The sequence below is a fragment of the Cupriavidus sp. L7L genome (assembly GCF_004353535.1).
Classification (GTDB): Bacteria; Pseudomonadota; Gammaproteobacteria; order Burkholderiales; family Burkholderiaceae; genus Cupriavidus; species Cupriavidus oxalaticus_A.
In genome coordinates, this window is the sequence record NZ_SMNY01000022.1 from 388,073 (window position 1) to 403,718 (window position 15,646).

Consider the following 15,646-nt stretch of genomic DNA (forward strand, 5'->3'; position numbering starts at 1 on the left):
CCATGACGACTTCCGCGATCGTTCCCGAGCTGCTGGCCGACCTGGTGGCCGACCTGCCCCACGCCGTGCGCCTGCAGCGCCTGGTCAGCGGCCTGCGGGCGCATTTCCGCTGCGGCGCCGTGGCGCTGCTGCGGCTGGAAGAAGACCACCTGCGCCCGTTGGCGGTGGATGGCCTGGTCGGCGACGCGCTGGGCCGGCGCTTCGCCGTCGGCCTGCATCCGCGCCTGGCGGCAATCCTGGCGCGGCGCGACGTGACCTGTTTCCATCACGACAGCGTGCTGCCAGACCCGTACGACGGCCTGATCGACGAGCACGTGGGCGAGCCGCTGCCGGTGCATGACTGCATGGGCACCAGCCTGGAGGTCGAAGGGCAGCCATGGGGTGTGCTCACGCTCGATGCGCTCGCCGTGGGCACCTTCGACGCCGCCGCGCAGGCCGAGCTGCAGCGGCTCACCGTGGTGGTCGAGGCGGCGATCCGCACCACCCGGCTCGAGGCCGAGATCCTGGCGCTGCAGGTGGCACGGGGCAAGCCCGTTGCCGACGAAGGCACGGCCGGCGCCGGCGACATCACCGGCGAGATCGTCGGCCAGAGTCCGGCCATCGCCAACCTGCTGCACGAGCTGGAGGTGGTTGCCGATACCGAGCTGCCGGTGCTGCTGCTGGGCGAGACCGGCGTCGGCAAGGAGCTGTTCGCGCACCGGCTGCACCGCCAGTCGCGCCGGCGCGCGCAGCCGCTGGTGCACGTCAACTGCGCGGCGCTGCCCGAGTCGCTGGCCGAGAGCGAGCTGTTCGGCCACGCCCGCGGCGCCTTTTCCGGCGCCACCGGCGAACGCCCGGGCCGCTTCGAGGCCGCCGACGGCGGCACGCTGTTCCTCGATGAAGTGGGCGAGCTGCCGCTGTCGATCCAGGCCAAGCTGCTGCGCACGCTGCAGAACGGCGAGATCCAGCGGCTGGGCTCGGACCGGCCGCGCCGCGTCAACGTGCGCGTGATCGCCGCCACCAACCGCAACCTGCGCGAGCATGTGCGCGACGGCTCGTTCCGCGCCGACCTGTACCACCGGCTGTCGGTCTACCCGATCCCGATCCCGCCGCTGCGCGAGCGCGGCAACGATGTGCTGCTGCTGGCCGGGCGCTTCCTGGAACTGAACCGCGCCCGCCTGGGCCTGCGCAGCCTGCGCCTGGCGCCGGCGGCGCAGGATGCGCTGCGGCGCTATCGCTGGCCCGGCAACGTGCGCGAGCTCGAGCACGTGCTCAGCCGCGCCGCGCTGCGCGCGGTCAGCCGGGGCGCCGGCCGCAACGACATCGTCACGCTGGAAACGGAGCTGCTCGACCTGGACGGACTCGATGCGCCTCCGCCAGCGCTGGCGGAGGCGACATGCGCCTCGCTGCCAGCGATCGTCCCCGGCACCAGCCTGCGCGAGGCCGTCGACCAGACCCAGCGCGCGTGCATCGAACAGGCACTGCAGGCCCACGGCGGCAACTGGGCGCAGGCGGCGCGGCAGCTCGGCGTCGATGCCAGCAACCTGCACAAGCTGGCCAGGCGCCTGGGCTGCAAGTAAGTTGGCAAGTGAGGAGGCAAATGAGGGCGCGGGCGGCATTGGGATGGCAAAGGTCGCCTGGCCTGCCTAAGCTAGTCAGGCGTCGTTTGCAGTGCAGCATGCATGTGGTGCCCTCACCACCCTGCGGTGGCGCGCCCTGTGGACCCGTACCGGAGATGCCCATGATGATGACCGCAACGCAAGCCTTCTGGCCTGCCTGGCCCGCCTGGCCCTTCCCTGCCGTCTTCACGGCAGGCTTTGCCAGCCTGCAACAGTTCCAGTCCATCCAGGCAGACCTGGCCGAGAACTGGCGCCGCATGGCCGAGCTGAACCTGGAATTTGCCAGCAACATGGCCGAGGAACTGCGCTTCGACGCCGTGGGCATGCTGGTGGAACAGGACCCCGAGACCCTGTACGCGCGCGAGATCGCCTGCGAGCTGCCGCTGCTGGGCGGGCCGCTGCACTATGCCTCGGCCATGCTGGAACTGTTGGCCCGCGCCCAGCAGAAGTGGATCGATGGCTGGGGCCACCTGTTCATGCAGGGCCCGCTGACTGACTGGACCGCGGGCGCGAAGGCCGTCACCGACATTCCCTCCTGGCTGATCCGCGAGACACCGCGTCCGAGCGCGAGCTGAACCGGCACGAGCGCCGTGGCGTGGCGCGCCGGGTCGGCTCGCGCCTGGCCGCGGCCATTTTTTTTCCTGCGCGGCTTGCCATGACAACGCGCGCGCACCGGTATCATGCAGATCATGACACCCCGATTCGCCATCCCCGCCGTCCCGGCTGGCGGATCTCCACACAGGACTGGTTCAGGACGCGCCCCGGTTCATGCCCTCATATCCACTGGTCCTGCTGCTCACCGTCGCCGTCGTCTGCTGCATCGGCATGGCCATAGCCACCTGGCCCCGGCGCGACGACCCCACCGTCCAGGCGTTCCTGGTGCTGGCCTTCGGCGCGGTGGTCTGGAGCGGCGGACGCCTGCTTGAGATCAGTTCGACCGACCTGCCCGGGCGCATCCTGTGGGCCAAGATCCAGTACATCGGCATCGTCGCGGTGCCGATCGGCTGGCTCGTGGCGATGGTGCACCTGAGCCGCCCCCGCTACGTGGTGCCATGGTCGCGGCTGTGGCTGCCGGTGATGGCGGCAGTGGTGACAGTAGTGCTGGTCTTCACCAATGAGCGGCACCACCTGGTCTGGACGCGCATTACGCTGATGCCGCCCGGGGTCGCGCCCGGCGCGGTGTTCGAACATGGCGCGGGCTACGCCGTGGCGGCCTTCTGGTCTTACTCGCTGCTGGCGCTGAGCTGGTTTTTCCTGATCACGGCCGAAGTGCCCAACGACGCCCTGTCGCGCCGCGGCCGCGTCATCCTGGCCGGAGGCCTGGCGCTGCCGCTGATTGCCCATGTGGCTTACCTGAACCGCTGGACCGGCCCGCTGGGCGGCGACCTGACCCCGGCCACGTTTTCGCTGATGGCGGTACTGGTGTGGTTCTGCGCGCTGCGCACGCACCTCGACGATATCGGCCACTACGCCCGGCTGCGCGTGTTCGACGCGCTGCGCGAGGGCTGTGTGATCGTCGACGCCAAGGGCGCGGTGGTGGAATTCAACCCCGCCGCGGCCCAGCTGTGGCCGCAGCTGCACCGCGGCAGCGCGGTGCCGGCAGGATGGGAGACGGCACTGGAATCGGCGCCGGGATCGGCTCAGGGATCGGCTCAGGGATCGGCGCAGGCTGCGCCCGGCCTTGCGCCCGCCACGCCGTTCGTGCCGCCGGGTGCCCCGTTCGAGCTGGCTGTCGAACGCGTCGAGCGCCTGGACGGCAGGCAGATCGGCAGCCTGGTGTTCATGCGCGACATCAGCCGCTTCCAGTCGCGCGAGCTGGCGCTGACCGCGCGCCTCGGCCAGACCGAGGAGCAGCTGTGGCAGGTGCAGGCCGACCTCGACGTCGACGCGCTCACCGGCATCCCCAACCGGCGCTACTTCCAGCGCGAGTCGCTCGCCGCCGTGACCCGCGCGCATGAGCGCGGCCAGCCGCTGGGGCTGCTGATCCTGGATGTCGACCTGTTCAAGCAGTACAACGACCTGCACGGCCACCTGGCGGGCGACGACTGCCTGCGCCAGATCGCCTGCGCGCTGGCCGGCACGGTAACGGGCGAGCAGTTCTGCGCGCGGCTGGGCGGCGAGGAATTCGCGGCGGTGCTGCCCGGCGCATCGCGCGAAGAGACTCGCGACGTGGCGCGCCGCATGGTCGCCGCGGTGCGCGAGCTTGGCATCGCGCACCGCGGCACGCCGGTGCAGCCCGTGGTGACGATCAGCGTGGGCGCGGTCTGCGCCGTGCCCGAGTCGCCGCGGCTGGAGCCGCTGCTGCACCGCGCCGACAGCGCGATGTACCGCGCCAAGCGCGCGGGCCGCAACCGGTACATGGTGGATGGCGAAGCGGCCTGACCAGCCGTGGCCAGAACATGGCGCCGGCTAACCCGCGCGTACCGTCAGCGCGCCCTGCAGCGCCACCAGCCGCGCCGCCGCCTGGCTGACCCACGCCGGCCGCGGCGCCGCATCGAGCCAGTACTTGACCTCGAGCCCGAGCGCGGTGTCGCCGCTGATCACCAGCTTGCGCTGGAAGAACAGCGTGTCGGTGTCGGCCTCGCCGCCGAGCAGCCGCAGGTAGTCGACCGCGCCGGCGCGCAGCGTCAGCGCGGGTTCGCCGCTGCCGGCACCGGCGCTGCGGAAGCGCCCGCCTTCGCAGCGGAACGGCACTTCCAGCCCCAGGTCCTGCACCGTCAGCAGGAATACATGGCCTTCCAGCGCGGCCGGCGGCTCCAGCCAGCCGGCGCGCCGCGCCAGTTCCAGCGCCGCCACCAGCGGCAGCGCGCGCGCCCGCGCCGGCATGCGCCGGTGCACGCCGGCCATCAGCTTGTGCAATGGGCTTGTGTTCGCATTCATGCCCGTGCCTCCCACGCAATGCCGGCGCCGCCGTGCCAGTAGCCGTTGCAGGGCTGCGCCCCCGCCGGGGCGATGCCGCTGGGCGCCGGCGCGCGCTCGCCCGCGCGGATCGCCGCCAGTTGTTGCACCACCTCCAGCGTGCCGGTCGAGTGCGGGCTGACGCGCAGCATGTCCACGCCCATCGCGGCCATGGCGAGCGCCTCGGCGCACAGGTCGAGGCAGGTCGCGCTCTGGGTCTGCACGCCGTTGAGCGTGAAGAACGCCTGGCCTTCGCCGGTGGCGGCGACCAGGCCGTCGGGGTAGTCCATGCAGCGGAATTCGCAGCTGTCCTTGCGCAGCCGATGGTGGCGCGCAGTGAAGCAGCGCGCCGAGAACGCCAGCGGCATGCGGCCCCAGACAACGGTTTCGACGCCAACGCCACCCGGCCGCGCCGCGGCCAGCGCGGCCAGCGTGCGGCCGTCCATTTCCACCGGCACGACGCAGCCCGCCGCGCCCAGCCCGGACAGCCAGGCCAGCGTGTCGGCGTGGTAGACGTTCAGGTGCGGGCCGGCGATGAAAGGCCGCCCGCCCATGCAGCGCACCGCGCCAAGGTCATTGGCCTCGACCAGGTAGTCGTGCTGCTCGCAGGCGCGGCGCATCCAGGCGATGTCGGTATCGGACTCCACCAGCACCGGGGTGGACAACACCACCTCCTTGCCGGCATCGCGCAGCATCTGCGCAATCTCCAGCCACTGCGCGTGGCGCAGTTCGTGGCGCCGCGTGCAGACGGTCTCGCCGAGGTAGACGCGGTCCACCGGGGCATCGGCGACGGCGGCGTAGAACTGCAGCACGCGCTCGCGCGGCCAGTAGTACAGCAGCGGGCCGAGGGCGATGCCGAATTGCGGTGCAGTATGTTGCGAGACAGCTCGAGGTGCGGTCGCCGTGGCGGTATCGGGCATGGCAGGTTCCATCGTGGCAAGGGTGGCGGGGGGATCGACGGGGCGATTTAGGCTGGTCGCGTCCATCCGCGTCACCGCCATGGCCGGTCGTAGGCGCCCTGGGTCACCTGGTCGCCCTCGGCATGGCGGCCCAGCGTGGCCTGCCACTCCTGGCGCGGCGCAAAGCGTGCGGGATCGCCGCAGGCGTCGTCGATGGCGGCGCGCAGCACGCCGACCACATCGGCGACGTAGCGCGGGCTGCGCTGCCGGCCTTCGATCTTGATCGCAGCGATGCCCATGCCGACCAGCGCCGGCAGCAGGGACAGCGCATTGAGGCTGGTGGGCTCTTCCAGCACGTAGCCGCGCTCGCCCTCCACCTCGAAGCGGCCCTTGCACAAGGTCGGATAGCCGGCCGGCTCGCCGGGCGCGTAGCTGTCGATCAGGATGCCTGACAGGCGCGCCTGCATGGTGCCGTCCTGCTCGGTCCAGCGCACCGCGTGCGCTGGCGAGCAGACCCCCTTGTTGTTGGGCGAATCCCCGGTCGCGTACGACGACAGCAGGCAGCGCCCTTCGGCCATCACGCACAGGCTGCCGAAGCCGAACACTTCCAGCTCGACGCTGGTCTGCCGCGCCAGCTTGCCGATCTGCGCCAGCGACAGCACACGCGGCAGCACCACGCGGCGGATATTGAAGCGCTCGCGCATCAGCTCGATGGCATCGGCATGCGTGGCCGAGCCCTGCACCGACAGGTGCAGGCGCAGCCGCGGATGGCGCTCGCAGGCGTAGCCCATCAGGCCGGCGTCGGCCATGATGACCGCGTCGGCACCCAGTTCCGCCGCGGCGTCGACGGCGCGGTGCCACTGCGGCACCGCACCCATCTGCGCGAAGGTGTTGATCGCGAACAGTACTTCGGCGCCGCGGGCGTGGGCTTCGGCGACGCCCGTGCGGATGTCGGCCTCGGTAAAGTTCAGGCCGCCGAAGTTGCGCGCATTGGTGGCATCGCGCAGGCCCAGGTAGACCGCGTCGGCGCCGTGCTGCAGCGCCATGCGCAGCGCCGCCAGCGAGCCGGCGGGCGCAACCAGCTGGGGCCGGCGTGGCGCGCAGGCAGGCGCGACGGTGGCCGCATCCGGGCCAGTAGAGGCAGTTGTCATGGTGTGGGAAAACAGGACAAAAAACAGGACAAAGACAGCGGCCGATGCTAGCCACGCGCTGGCGCAAGGGGCTTGATCGCGCGCAAACCCGCACCAACGGCACATGGCTGGCGCCGGCGTATGCCGGTCGGCGTAGGCCGATGGCAGGCAGCGCCCGTGGGCTTGACCTGCGGCAAACGCAGGGGCTTTCCGCTGTGCCACGCTTCGCCAGTCACCCCCCGCGCCAGGCCGGCTGCCGGCCACACGCGATTCACCTTCCGGAGATCCCTTTTATGAACGAACACTGGCTGAAGCTGGCCGGCCGCCGCCTGTTGCCCATCGTGCAGGGCGGCATGGGCATCGGCATCTCGGCGCACCGGCTTGCCGGCGCAGTGGCACGCGAGAACGGCGTGGGCACCATCGCCAGCATCGACCTGCGCCACCACCATCCCGACCTGATGGCGCGCACCCGCGGCGTGCGCGACAAGGCGGGCATCGAAGCCGCCAACCTCGAGGCGCTCGACCGCGAGATCCGCGCCGCGCGCACGCTGTCGGAAGGCCGCGGGCTGATCGCGGTCAACGTGATGAAGGCGGTGGGCTCGCATGCCTCGCTGGTGCGCCAGGCGTGCGAAAGCGGCGCCGATGCCATCGTGATGGGCGCCGGGCTGCCGCTGGACCTGCCCGAGCTGGCCGCCGGCCACCCCGGGGTGGCGCTGATCCCGATCCTGTCGGAATCCCGCGGCATCGGCCTGGTGCTGCGCCGCTGGATGAAGAAGGGCCGCCTGCCCGATGCCATCGTGGTCGAGCACCCGGCCCATGCCGGCGGCCACCTTGGCGCCGCCACCATCCAGGACCTGTCCGAGCCGCGCTTTTCGTTCTCGCGCGTGCTGGCCGAGTGCCGCGACCTGTTCCAGTCGCTGGGGCTGGCATGGGACAGCATCCCGCTGATTCTCGCCGGCGGCATCGACAGCCATGCCAAGGTGCGCCACTGGCTCAACGAGGGCGCCGCCGCGGTGCAGCTCGGCACCGCCTTTGCCGTCACCGAGGAATGCGATGCGCATCCGGCCTTCAAGCAGGTGCTGGCCACGGCGCGGCCCGAGACGCTGCGCGAGTTCACCAGCGTGGCCGGCCTGCCGGCGCGCGCGGTGCTGACGCCGTGGCTGTCGCGCTACCTGTCGAGCGAAGCCAGGCTGCAGCGCCGCGCCAAGGTACGCGAGTGCCTGGAAGGGTTCGATTGCCTGCAATCGTGCGGCCTGCGCGACGGCATTGCGCGCATCGGCCAGTTCTGCATCGACCTCAAGCTCGCGCAGGCGGTACGTGGCGACGTGGAACGCGGGCTGTTCTTCCGCGGCAGGGGCGCGCTGCCGTTCGGCGAGGCGATCCGCCCGGTGGCCGAGCTGATCCACTACCTGATGACAGGGGAAAAGCCAGCGGCGCTGGCTTCTGCCAAGGTGGCCGCTACGGCCTGAGCCTGCGTGCCGCGTCCGGATCCCCGGCACGCGGCACCGGACGTGCCTGACGTGCCTGACTTGCCGACATTCAGGCCACCGCCGGCTCCTCCACGCCGGCCTGGCGCGCCAACCCATCCGGATCGATCAGGTAGATCTTGCCGCGCTCGATCCGCACCAGCCGCTCGGCGCAGAACCTGTGCATCACGCGCGACAGGGTCTCGGGCGTAATCCCCAGCTTTGACGCAATCACGCGCTGCGTGCAGGCCAGCCAGGTGCGCCGCGTGGCAAACGCCTGCTCGCGCAGGAAGCCGGCCACGCGCTGCAGCGCGGTCTGCAGGCTGATCGCCTCGATGTCGCGCATCAGCCCATGCAGCCGGCCCGACAGGTTGCGCAACAGCTGCGCGGCCAGCAGCGGCTCCTGCATGACGGCCTGCCACAGCGCCGCCTTGCCGATCTGCAGCACCAGCGTGCGCGTCTGCGCCTGGCAGGCCATGCGCCCCGGCACGTCCAGGCAGAGCAGGTCTTCGCCGAAGGCCGCGCCCGGGCCGAATACTTCGATGGCGCGCTCGCAGGCGGCCTCGTCGCCGGCGGGCGGCTGCAGCGCCAGCTTGAGCAGGCCCTCCGCCACGATATAGAGGCCGGCGCACGGCTCGCCGCCACGGAACAGGTATTCGCCCTTGCGCAGGCAGCGCAGCGTGGCCGCGGCGCGCAACTGCGCCACCACGGCCGCATCGACGCCGCGGAACAACGGCAGCGCTTCCAGGTTGATGGCTTCACCCATGGTGATGACCTCCTTCGGCATGACTGCGTTCAGCATTCCAGGCCGCATGGCGCGGCGGCAGGCCGCCACTGCGGCGCATCTGCCGCATGCAGCGCAACGCGGACAACAATTGCCAGCCGAGCCAGGCATTGGCCGCGGCAAGCAGCAGGCCGCCGGCGCGGGCCAGCGGCACCGGCGCCAGCGGCAGCACCAGCAGCAGCAGGTAGGCCGCCAGCAGCAGCCACGCCTGGCGGCGCTGCCGGGCGGGCACGATGATGGCCTGCATGGCCGGCACGCGCGCGCGCGGCGGCAGCAGCCGGCGCAAGTGCAGCCAGACCAGGAACGGCACGATCTTGCCGAGCATCGCGGTGACCGGCAGCACGCCGGTGCCGATGAGCGCCATGGTGCCGGCCCACCACGCCAGCGGTGCAGCCGATGCGGGCCACACGATCGCCGCCGCGCCCAGCACGGCCGCGCCCAGCATGCTGGCGCAGGCCACCGGCCACAGCAGCCACAGCGGGTCCTGGCGGCGCCGCGCGCGCAGGGTGCCGGCCAGCCCGAACGCTGCCACCACGGCGACGAACGCCAGCCACGCCAGCAGCACCGCCTGGCCCAGGGCAGGCTGGCCGGGCCATAGCAGGGTTGCGCCGCTGAACAGCGCCAGCGGCACCCAGTGCGCCATCGGCAGGCCACGCGCCAGCGCAGCGGGCAGGCGCCGCGTCTGCCAGAACATCGGCAACACGGTGGTGGCCACGCCGGCCACCAGTGCCGCCAGCCATCCGCCCAGCGCCCAGGCCATATGCATGTCGAGCACCGGCGCCACCGGCACCTGCCACCAGCCGCCGAAGGTGCCGGCAAGCGCGATGCCGCACAGCACCGCGGCCAGCAGCGGCGCGCCGATGCCGGCCAGCGTGCGCGTGGTGGCGTCGACCGCGGCCACGCGCCGTCCGGCAATGAGCAGCAGCGCGCCGGCAAGCAACAGCAGCAGGCCGGCCGCGGCGGCGGCCTGCATGCCTTGCGGCATGCCGCCAAGCAGCCCGAAGCCCAGCCCGGCGGCCACGCCGGCACCGGCCACGGCGACAAACGGTGCCAGCACGCTGGCACCCGGCACGGCCACGCCCGCCACCACCGGCATCATCTGGAACAACGCGCCCACCATCACCGGCATCAGCATGCCCAGCGCGAGCACATGGACCGCCACCAGCGCCAGCGGCGCAAAGCGGTCCGGCAAGCCGCCGGCGGGCCCCGCCGCGAGCAGCAACCCTGCCGCGGCGCCCAGCCACGGCGCCGGCACCAGGCAACCGAACACCACCGCGGGACGCGGCGCGCGCTCGTAATCGAGGTTGGCGGCCTTCATCTGGGTTGCCCTGCCTCGCCAGCGCTAGGCAATGCCGTCGAGCACGGCGTCGAGCCCCGGCACGTGCGCGCGGCACATCGGGAACAGCACATTCTCTTCCTTGATGTTGTGCTGCTGCAGCAGCACCACCAGCGTGTCGGTCTCGGCCGCGAGCGCATTGGCGTCGCGCAGCGACAGCCATTCGCGCACGTTGTCCACCAGCGCGCGCACTTCGTCGTGTTCTTGTCGCATCACGGCGGTCGGCCCGCCGGCCATGCCGGTGGCCTGCTCGAAGGCGGGGAACAGCCGTGCCTCTTCCGCGCCGAAATTGCCGGCCAGCGCGGTCTCCAGCTCGGCGAAGGCCGCGGCGGCCTCTGTCCAGCCGGCTTCGCGCAGCGCGCCTTCCAGGCGTGCCAGCGCGGCGTCGCAACTGCGGTGCTGCTGCACCAGGGTGTCGATGCCATCAGACATGGTGTGGATTCTCCGGACCGGTATTGACCGGATGCTAGGGCGCGGCCCGGCGTGGGGATTTGATCGGGAATAAGTCGGGCGCCAATAGCCGGTGTAAGGGGACTGGCGTGTCGATATATCACAACGTGACATGCTGTAGCGTCGTATTCATCGCCATCACGCTTGACTGCGGACGAGCAATGCGATCCCGGGCGCACATGCGAATTGGCCGACCTCGCGTTTTGTTGATCTGGCGCAGGTAGTGCAGCGCCTGTCACGTGGAGAATTGCCTTCGAGACGCGCGCGCGACTGACGCGACTGACAGTACGCCGGCGTTCCCCTGACAGGTAGCCCCCGATACCGAACCATGCCTTACACCGATCTATCGGCCGATCCCCCGGCCGATCCCCCGGCCGAAGCGCACGCCGCCACCCCGCTGCGCCACCGCCTTTCCACGCGCATCATCTCGCTGTCGCTGGCCGTTCTGCTGGTCGTCCTCGGCATGATCTCCGGCACGCTGTGGCTGTCCTGGAAGCTCGAAGGCGCCGGCGCCGCCATCAATGACGCCGGCAGCCTGCGCATGCGCGCCAACCGGGTCGCGATCGAGCTGACGCTGGCGCACGCGCAGCGCGGCAATGCGCTGGCGATGCAGGTGCAGGCGCTGGACGGCACGCTGGCGCAGCTGCGCCGCGGCAACCCGTCGCGCCCGCTGTTCCTGCCCGACGAACCCGCCATCCACGCCCAGCTCGCGCGCGTGACGCAGGACTGGCACACCCAGCTGCGCCCGATCGCCATGGCCGGCACCGACAGCACCGCGCCGGCGCGCTATATCGCCGCGCTGCCGGGCTTCGTGGCGCAGGCCGACAAGCTGGTCGGCATGATCGAGCACGACAGCGCGCGCAAGACTGACCTGCTGCGGCTGTCGCAGACGGCGCTGGCGCTGATGGCCTGCGTGGGCACCGTGGCCGTGATCTACCTGCTCTACCTGTGGATCATCCTGCCGGTGCTGCGGCTGCAGGACGGCCTGCGGCGCATGGCCGCGCGCGAGTTCTCGCTGCGCCTGCCGGTGGAGACGCGCGACGAGTTCGGCACCCTCAGCGAAGGCTTCAACCGCATGGCCGGCGAACTGCAAAGCCTGTATCACGACCTGGAGACTCGCGTGGCGCAGAAGACCGCCGAGCTGGAACGCCAGAACCGCGACCTGGAGGAGCTGTACGACATGGCGGCGTTCCTGAACCAGGCCCGCGACGCCGACACCATGGCGCGCGGCTTCCTGGCGCGCGTGATGCGCCAGTTCGACGCCGAGGGCGGCAGCGTGCGCGTGCTCGACCCGCGCCACAACCGCATGCACCTGCTGGCCAGCGCGGGCCTGCCCGCGGCGCTGGCCGAGGCCGCGTCGTGCGCCGCCGCCGATGCCTGCCACTGCGGCGACGCGACGCGCGAGGCCGTGATTGCCATCACCGACCTGCGCGGCATGCAGGACGGCAGGCAGGGCGCCACGGCCATGGAGGACGGCACGCCGTGCGCGCGCAACGGCTTCCGCGCGCTGGCGGCCTTCCGCATCGAAAGCCAGCGCGGCGCCACCGGCGTGTTCGCACTGCATTTCCGCGCCCCGCGCGCGCTGCCCGCCTCCGACCGGCAACTGCTCGAAACACTGGGCCAGCACCTGGGCACGGCGCTGGAGCACTTGCGGCTGTCGGCGACGGCGCGCCAGCTGGCGGTGGTGGAAGAACGCAATCTGGTGGCGCAGGGCCTGCACGACAGCATTGCGCAGGGGCTGAACTACCTGAACCTGCAGGTGCAACTGCTTGACGACGCGGTCGCGCGCGACGACCTGGCCGAGACCCGCGAGATCGTGCCGATGCTGCGCCACGGCGTGGAGGAGAGCTACCAGGACGTGCGCGAGCTGCTCAACAATTTCCGCTCGCGCCTGGGCGGCGGCGAACTGCGCCCGGCAGTGGAAGACACCGTGGCGCGCTTCCGCCGCCAGTGCCGCACCGAAGCCACGCTCACCATCGACGAGCATGCCGACGGCAACGGCGCCGGCGGCCGGCCGCTGGCGCCGGAACAGCAGCTGCAGGTGCTCTTCATCCTGCAGGAAGCGCTCTCCAATGTGCGCAAGCATGCGCTGGCCGCGCACGTGACGGTGGCGCTCAGCCACGGCCGCGACTTCCGCCTGGTGGTTGAGGACGACGGCGAAGGCTTCGATCCTGCCGAGCCCGCCACGCGCGCCGACGCGCATATCGGCCTGAACATCATGCGCGAGCGCGCCGCGCGCCTGGGCGCCCAGCTGCATGTGCAGGCGGCCCCCGGCCGTGGCGTGCGCATCGAACTGGTGCTGCCGCGCCGCGCCCCACAGAACACAGAGACCCAGCCATGACCATCCGCATCCTGCTGATCGACGACCATACCCTGTTCCGCTCCGGCATCCGCGCGCTGCTGCAGCGGCAGACCGACTTCGAGATCGTCGACGAAGCCGCCGACGGCGTGGAGGGCATCAAGCGCGCCAAGCAGCATCGCCCCGACGTGATCCTGCTGGACCTCAACATGCCCGGCCTGTCCGGGCTGGAGGCGCTGCAGCTGCTGGTGGAAGACCTGCCGCAGACCGCGGTGATCGTGCTGACCGTGTCCGAAGAGGCCGAGGAGCTGGCCGCCGCGCTGCGCAGCGGTGCGCGCGGCTACCTGATCAAGAACATCGAGACCGAGGCGCTGATCGCCGGCATCCGCCGCGCTGCCGCGGGCGAGCCGGTGATCTCCGACAGCATGACGGCCAAGCTGGTGGCGCAGTTCCGCACGCCGACTCCCGCCGGCGCGGCGCGCCACGACGACGCGCCGCGCCTGACCGCGCGCGAGCGCGAGATCGTGCAGGGGCTGGCACGCGGCGAAAGCAACAAGGAGATCGCGCGCGATCTCGGCGTGGCCGAAAGCACAGTGAAGATCCACGTGCAGAACATCCTGAAGAAGCTCAACCTCGCCAGCCGCGTGCAGGTGGCAGTCTACGCGGTCGAGCACGGCCTGACCGAAGCGGGCTGAGCGCGCGGCCACAACGGCGCCAATGTGCTGCACGAGCCGTGTGCAGCGCGCCAAAGGCGCATCGCGCACGGCGTCGTCCGATTCCTACACCGTTATCAGTCCCTGCCCGGGGGGACGCAGGCGAGCCTTGACGTAGGCTGAACCTTGAGCAGTGGCCTTTCAGATGCGCGGGCCGCTTCGGTACGGAAGCCCCCGGCTTCCCCGATCCACGAACAAGGAGCACGCCATGGGAATCGGCACTATTCTTCTGATCATTCTTGTCCTGCTGCTGGTCGGCGCCCTGCCGGCCTGGCCGTACAGTTCCGGCTGGGGCTACTGGCCAAGCGGCGGCCTGGGCTTGATCGTCCTGATTGTGCTGCTGCTCGTGGTTCTCGGCCGGATATAGCGTCCCGGCCGTCCAGCGGGCAACGGCGGCAGGCAGGCCCGGCATGAGCGGCATCGCTGCTCACGCCGGGCCTGTCTGCCGCATCGCCCGATTTTCCTTCACCCTGTCCAGGAGACTGACATGCCAGCCAAATCGAAGGCGCAACAGCAGGCCGCTGGAGCGGCGCTCTCCGCCAAGCGCGGGGAAACCAAGGCCGGATCGCTGAAGGGCGCTTCGCGTTCGATGTACAAGTCGATGAGCGAGAAAGAACTCGACAAGATGGCATCGACCAAGACCAAGAAGCTGCCAAAGCACAAATCGGAACGCTGACGCGTTCACGCACCCCGTCGTTCCCGCTCGCGCGGGGACGACGCGCCACGGGCGCGAATCTCAGCGCGCCCGAATCTCAGCGCTCCCTCGTCGCGCCCCGCGCCCCGCGCCCCGCACCCTCGCCGCACCGTTTCAGCCTTTCCCTTTCTTGCTGTTTGCAGGTCCGCTGCAAAATCCTGGCAGCTCCCTGGCCTGGGAACTGCGCGCTAGCCTGATCGATTCGGCCAGCGCCAGTCCGAAGCCGGCGATGCTGTCATGATCCTGCACCACGCGCTCGCGCAGGAAGCCGGCCCAGCGGAAATCCCCATAGGCATTGCCCGGCTTGCGGTAGGCGCCCGCCATGCGCGCAAATGCCGCCAGGCTGCGGTACGGGTCGTCGAGCATCCCCATCACCGTGGGCGGCAGCGCCCTGGGACCGTGTAGCTCGCCGTGCTCGTCGTATGGATGGACGTGGTTGAGCTGGCGCATGCGCTTCCAGAACGCGGACGGACTCAGTGCGCTCAGGTCGCGCAGGATGCGCACCGGCCCCCATTGGTATCCCAGCTCCAGCCAGGCGCGCGCCCAGTGATGATGATCGACGATATAGAGGCTGCCGCCGGGGCCCGCAATGGTCTTGATGCGGTGCCTGCGCATGAAGCGCCGCAGCGCCTCGCCGTCGTTGCGATCCGCGTGGCGCTGTGTGACTTCTTTTTTTTGGCTGACGTGGGCATAGCCCAGCGTGAGTTGCGTAGGGCGCAGGCGCGCGAGTTCGGCAATGGCGTTGCCGTTCCGGGGAATGGCGCGGTCGCGCCGCTCAGTCGTGTTCGGCACGCTTCTGGTTGACGAAATGCTCCAGCTCGCTGCCCGGGTCTTCGTTGCCGGTGGACTGCTCGGCGACCGACTCCCGTGCCAGCGGCCGTGGCCAGTATTCGCCTTCAACGTCCTGCACCGGCTCGCCGTGCACGTTCGGGTCGAAGTCGGTCCACTGCCCGCATTCCCAGCAGCCCTGCGCACGCTCGAGGTGGCTCGCGCCGGCTTCGCGCAGCACGTCCACCGCAACCGACGACAGCCCATTGCCGACGCAGGCGGCCAGCATCACGTTGCCGGCGCTATTGTCGGCGTGGGTCCCGGCTTGCGTCCCGGCCTGCACCTCGCCTTGCGGCCGTACCGACATGATGGAAACGTCCCATACCGAAAAACCCCGCGCGAACAGGATCCGCGCCGTCTCTTCGGCGCTGGCGATGGAGTCGAAGCGACCCGCTACGATCGGTGACATGGTGGCTCCCTGTATCGATGAATGGATGCGGTAGTTTCGCCGCTTGCAAGAGCCACGCCCGCGCCGGAACTGCACGCTGGCGGCCGTGGCGGCGCGCGGCACGTGCAATTTTTGCAAGCGCAGCGCCCGAACTACATGCGCG

16 protein-coding genes are annotated in these 15,646 nt (G+C 70.7%); 8 read left to right on the forward strand and 8 right to left on the reverse strand.

The window, feature by feature from the left end; genetic code table 11:
• Window positions 1–2: 2 nt before the first annotated feature.
• From norR to E1J61_RS21300, 3 genes are all read left to right on the forward strand, one after another.
• Window positions 3–1,559, forward strand: a complete 1,557-nt coding sequence (norR, locus tag E1J61_RS21290; protein ID WP_133095975.1) for a nitric oxide reductase transcriptional regulator NorR — start codon at window positions 3–5, stop codon at window positions 1,557–1,559.
• Between the two features lie 161 nt (window positions 1,560–1,720).
• Window positions 1,721–2,173, forward strand: coding sequence for a polyhydroxyalkanoate granule-associated phasin (locus E1J61_RS21295; RefSeq protein ID WP_240745844.1), 453 nt, complete (start codon window positions 1,721–1,723; stop codon window positions 2,171–2,173).
• Window positions 2,174–2,366: 193 nt separating this feature from the next.
• Window positions 2,367–3,980, forward strand: coding sequence for a histidine kinase N-terminal 7TM domain-containing protein (locus E1J61_RS21300; protein WP_133095976.1), 1,614 nt, complete (start codon window positions 2,367–2,369; stop codon window positions 3,978–3,980).
• 27 nt (window positions 3,981–4,007) lie between these two features.
• Here the strand turns inward: E1J61_RS21300 and E1J61_RS21305 are convergent, their stop codons facing one another.
• The 3 genes from E1J61_RS21305 to E1J61_RS21315 form a co-directional block, all read right to left on the reverse strand.
• On the reverse strand, window positions 4,008–4,478 hold the full coding sequence (locus E1J61_RS21305; protein ID WP_133095977.1) for an SCP2 domain-containing protein: 471 nt from the start codon (window positions 4,476–4,478) through the stop codon (window positions 4,008–4,010).
• Window positions 4,475–5,416, reverse strand: a complete 942-nt coding sequence (locus tag E1J61_RS21310; RefSeq protein WP_133095978.1) for a U32 family peptidase — start codon at window positions 5,414–5,416, stop codon at window positions 4,475–4,477. Before E1J61_RS21310 ends, E1J61_RS21305 begins: the two co-directional genes overlap by 4 nt.
• A gap of 71 nt (window positions 5,417–5,487) precedes the next feature.
• On the reverse strand, window positions 5,488–6,441 hold the full coding sequence (locus E1J61_RS21315) for a peptidase U32 family protein (RefSeq protein WP_133096051.1): 954 nt from the start codon (window positions 6,439–6,441) through the stop codon (window positions 5,488–5,490).
• Window positions 6,442–6,818: 377 nt separating this feature from the next.
• Between E1J61_RS21315 and E1J61_RS21320 the strand changes: the two genes are divergently transcribed.
• Window positions 6,819–7,994 (forward strand): nitronate monooxygenase family protein, encoded by a 1,176-nt coding sequence (locus tag E1J61_RS21320; protein ID WP_133095979.1) that lies wholly within the window; start codon window positions 6,819–6,821, stop codon window positions 7,992–7,994.
• 70 nt (window positions 7,995–8,064) lie between these two features.
• On the opposite strand, the gene E1J61_RS21325 is transcribed toward E1J61_RS21320, so the two are convergent.
• From E1J61_RS21325 to E1J61_RS21335, 3 genes are read right to left on the reverse strand one after another with little or no spacing between them, the layout of a single operon-like run.
• Window positions 8,065–8,757, reverse strand: a complete 693-nt coding sequence (locus E1J61_RS21325) for a Crp/Fnr family transcriptional regulator (protein WP_133095980.1) — start codon at window positions 8,755–8,757, stop codon at window positions 8,065–8,067.
• Window positions 8,750–10,093, reverse strand: a complete 1,344-nt coding sequence (locus tag E1J61_RS21330) for a hypothetical protein (protein ID WP_133095981.1) — start codon at window positions 10,091–10,093, stop codon at window positions 8,750–8,752. Before E1J61_RS21330 ends, E1J61_RS21325 begins: the two co-directional genes overlap by 8 nt.
• A gap of 24 nt (window positions 10,094–10,117) precedes the next feature.
• A complete protein-coding gene (locus E1J61_RS21335; RefSeq protein WP_133095982.1) occupies window positions 10,118–10,543 on the reverse strand; it encodes a hemerythrin domain-containing protein in 426 nt (141 codons plus the stop codon).
• 346 nt (window positions 10,544–10,889) lie between these two features.
• Here E1J61_RS21335 and E1J61_RS21340 point away from each other — a divergent pair, with 346 nt between their 5' ends.
• The 4 genes from E1J61_RS21340 to E1J61_RS21355 all read left to right on the forward strand — a co-directional run bounded on the left by E1J61_RS21340 (window position 10,890) and on the right by E1J61_RS21355 (window position 14,249).
• The gene (locus E1J61_RS21340) at window positions 10,890–12,902 is read left to right on the forward strand and encodes a type IV pili methyl-accepting chemotaxis transducer N-terminal domain-containing protein (protein ID WP_133095983.1); all 2,013 of its coding nucleotides are present in this window, start codon (window positions 10,890–10,892) and stop codon (window positions 12,900–12,902) included.
• Window positions 12,899–13,555, forward strand: coding sequence for a response regulator transcription factor (locus E1J61_RS21345; RefSeq protein WP_133095984.1), 657 nt, complete (start codon window positions 12,899–12,901; stop codon window positions 13,553–13,555). The genes E1J61_RS21340 and E1J61_RS21345 overlap by 4 nt, the downstream gene beginning before the upstream one ends.
• Window positions 13,556–13,781: 226 nt before the next feature.
• Window positions 13,782–13,940 (forward strand): DUF3309 family protein, encoded by a 159-nt coding sequence (locus E1J61_RS21350; RefSeq protein WP_133095985.1) that lies wholly within the window; start codon window positions 13,782–13,784, stop codon window positions 13,938–13,940.
• Window positions 13,941–14,060: 120 nt separating this feature from the next.
• On the forward strand, window positions 14,061–14,249 hold the full coding sequence (locus E1J61_RS21355) for a DUF3008 family protein (protein ID WP_133095986.1): 189 nt from the start codon (window positions 14,061–14,063) through the stop codon (window positions 14,247–14,249).
• 132 nt (window positions 14,250–14,381) lie between these two features.
• Here the strand turns inward: E1J61_RS21355 and E1J61_RS21360 are convergent, their stop codons facing one another.
• Window positions 14,382–15,059, reverse strand: coding sequence for a ParB-like protein (locus E1J61_RS21360; RefSeq protein WP_243736939.1), 678 nt, complete (start codon window positions 15,057–15,059; stop codon window positions 14,382–14,384).
• The gene (locus tag E1J61_RS38350; protein WP_243736940.1) at window positions 15,043–15,504 is read right to left on the reverse strand and encodes a hypothetical protein; all 462 of its coding nucleotides are present in this window, start codon (window positions 15,502–15,504) and stop codon (window positions 15,043–15,045) included. The genes E1J61_RS21360 and E1J61_RS38350 overlap by 17 nt, the downstream gene beginning before the upstream one ends.
• Window positions 15,505–15,646 lie beyond the last annotated feature (142 nt).

Bases quoted from the DNA above. Each gene is read 5' to 3' on its own strand.
- E1J61_RS21295 (WP_240745844.1), top strand. From the start codon at position 1,721: ATGATGATGACCGCAACGCAAGCCTTCTGGCCTGCCTGGCCCGCCTGG.
- E1J61_RS21300 (WP_133095976.1), top strand. From the start codon at position 2,367: ATGCCCTCATATCCACTGGTCCTGCTGCTCACCGTCGCCGTCGTCTGC.
- E1J61_RS21350 (WP_133095985.1), top strand. From the start codon at position 13,782: ATGGGAATCGGCACTATTCTTCTGATCATTCTTGTCCTGCTGCTGGTC.
- E1J61_RS21305 (WP_133095977.1), bottom strand. From the start codon at position 4,478: ATGAATGCGAACACAAGCCCATTGCACAAGCTGATGGCCGGCGTGCAC.
- E1J61_RS21330 (WP_133095981.1), bottom strand. From the start codon at position 10,093: ATGAAGGCCGCCAACCTCGATTACGAGCGCGCGCCGCGTCCCGCGGTG.
- E1J61_RS21355 (WP_133095986.1), top strand. From the start codon at position 14,061: ATGCCAGCCAAATCGAAGGCGCAACAGCAGGCCGCTGGAGCGGCGCTC.
- E1J61_RS38350 (WP_243736940.1), bottom strand. From the start codon at position 15,504: ATGTCACCGATCGTAGCGGGTCGCTTCGACTCCATCGCCAGCGCCGAA.
- E1J61_RS21310 (WP_133095978.1), bottom strand. From the start codon at position 5,416: ATGCCCGATACCGCCACGGCGACCGCACCTCGAGCTGTCTCGCAACAT.
- E1J61_RS21340 (WP_133095983.1), top strand. From the start codon at position 10,890: ATGCCTTACACCGATCTATCGGCCGATCCCCCGGCCGATCCCCCGGCC.
- E1J61_RS21335 (WP_133095982.1), bottom strand. From the start codon at position 10,543: ATGTCTGATGGCATCGACACCCTGGTGCAGCAGCACCGCAGTTGCGAC.
- E1J61_RS21315 (WP_133096051.1), bottom strand. From the start codon at position 6,441: ATGGCGCTGCAGCACGGCGCCGACGCGGTCTACCTGGGCCTGCGCGAT.
- E1J61_RS21345 (WP_133095984.1), top strand. From the start codon at position 12,899: ATGACCATCCGCATCCTGCTGATCGACGACCATACCCTGTTCCGCTCC.
- norR (WP_133095975.1), top strand. From the start codon at position 3: ATGACGACTTCCGCGATCGTTCCCGAGCTGCTGGCCGACCTGGTGGCC.
- E1J61_RS21325 (WP_133095980.1), bottom strand. From the start codon at position 8,757: ATGGGTGAAGCCATCAACCTGGAAGCGCTGCCGTTGTTCCGCGGCGTC.
- E1J61_RS21320 (WP_133095979.1), top strand. From the start codon at position 6,819: ATGAACGAACACTGGCTGAAGCTGGCCGGCCGCCGCCTGTTGCCCATC.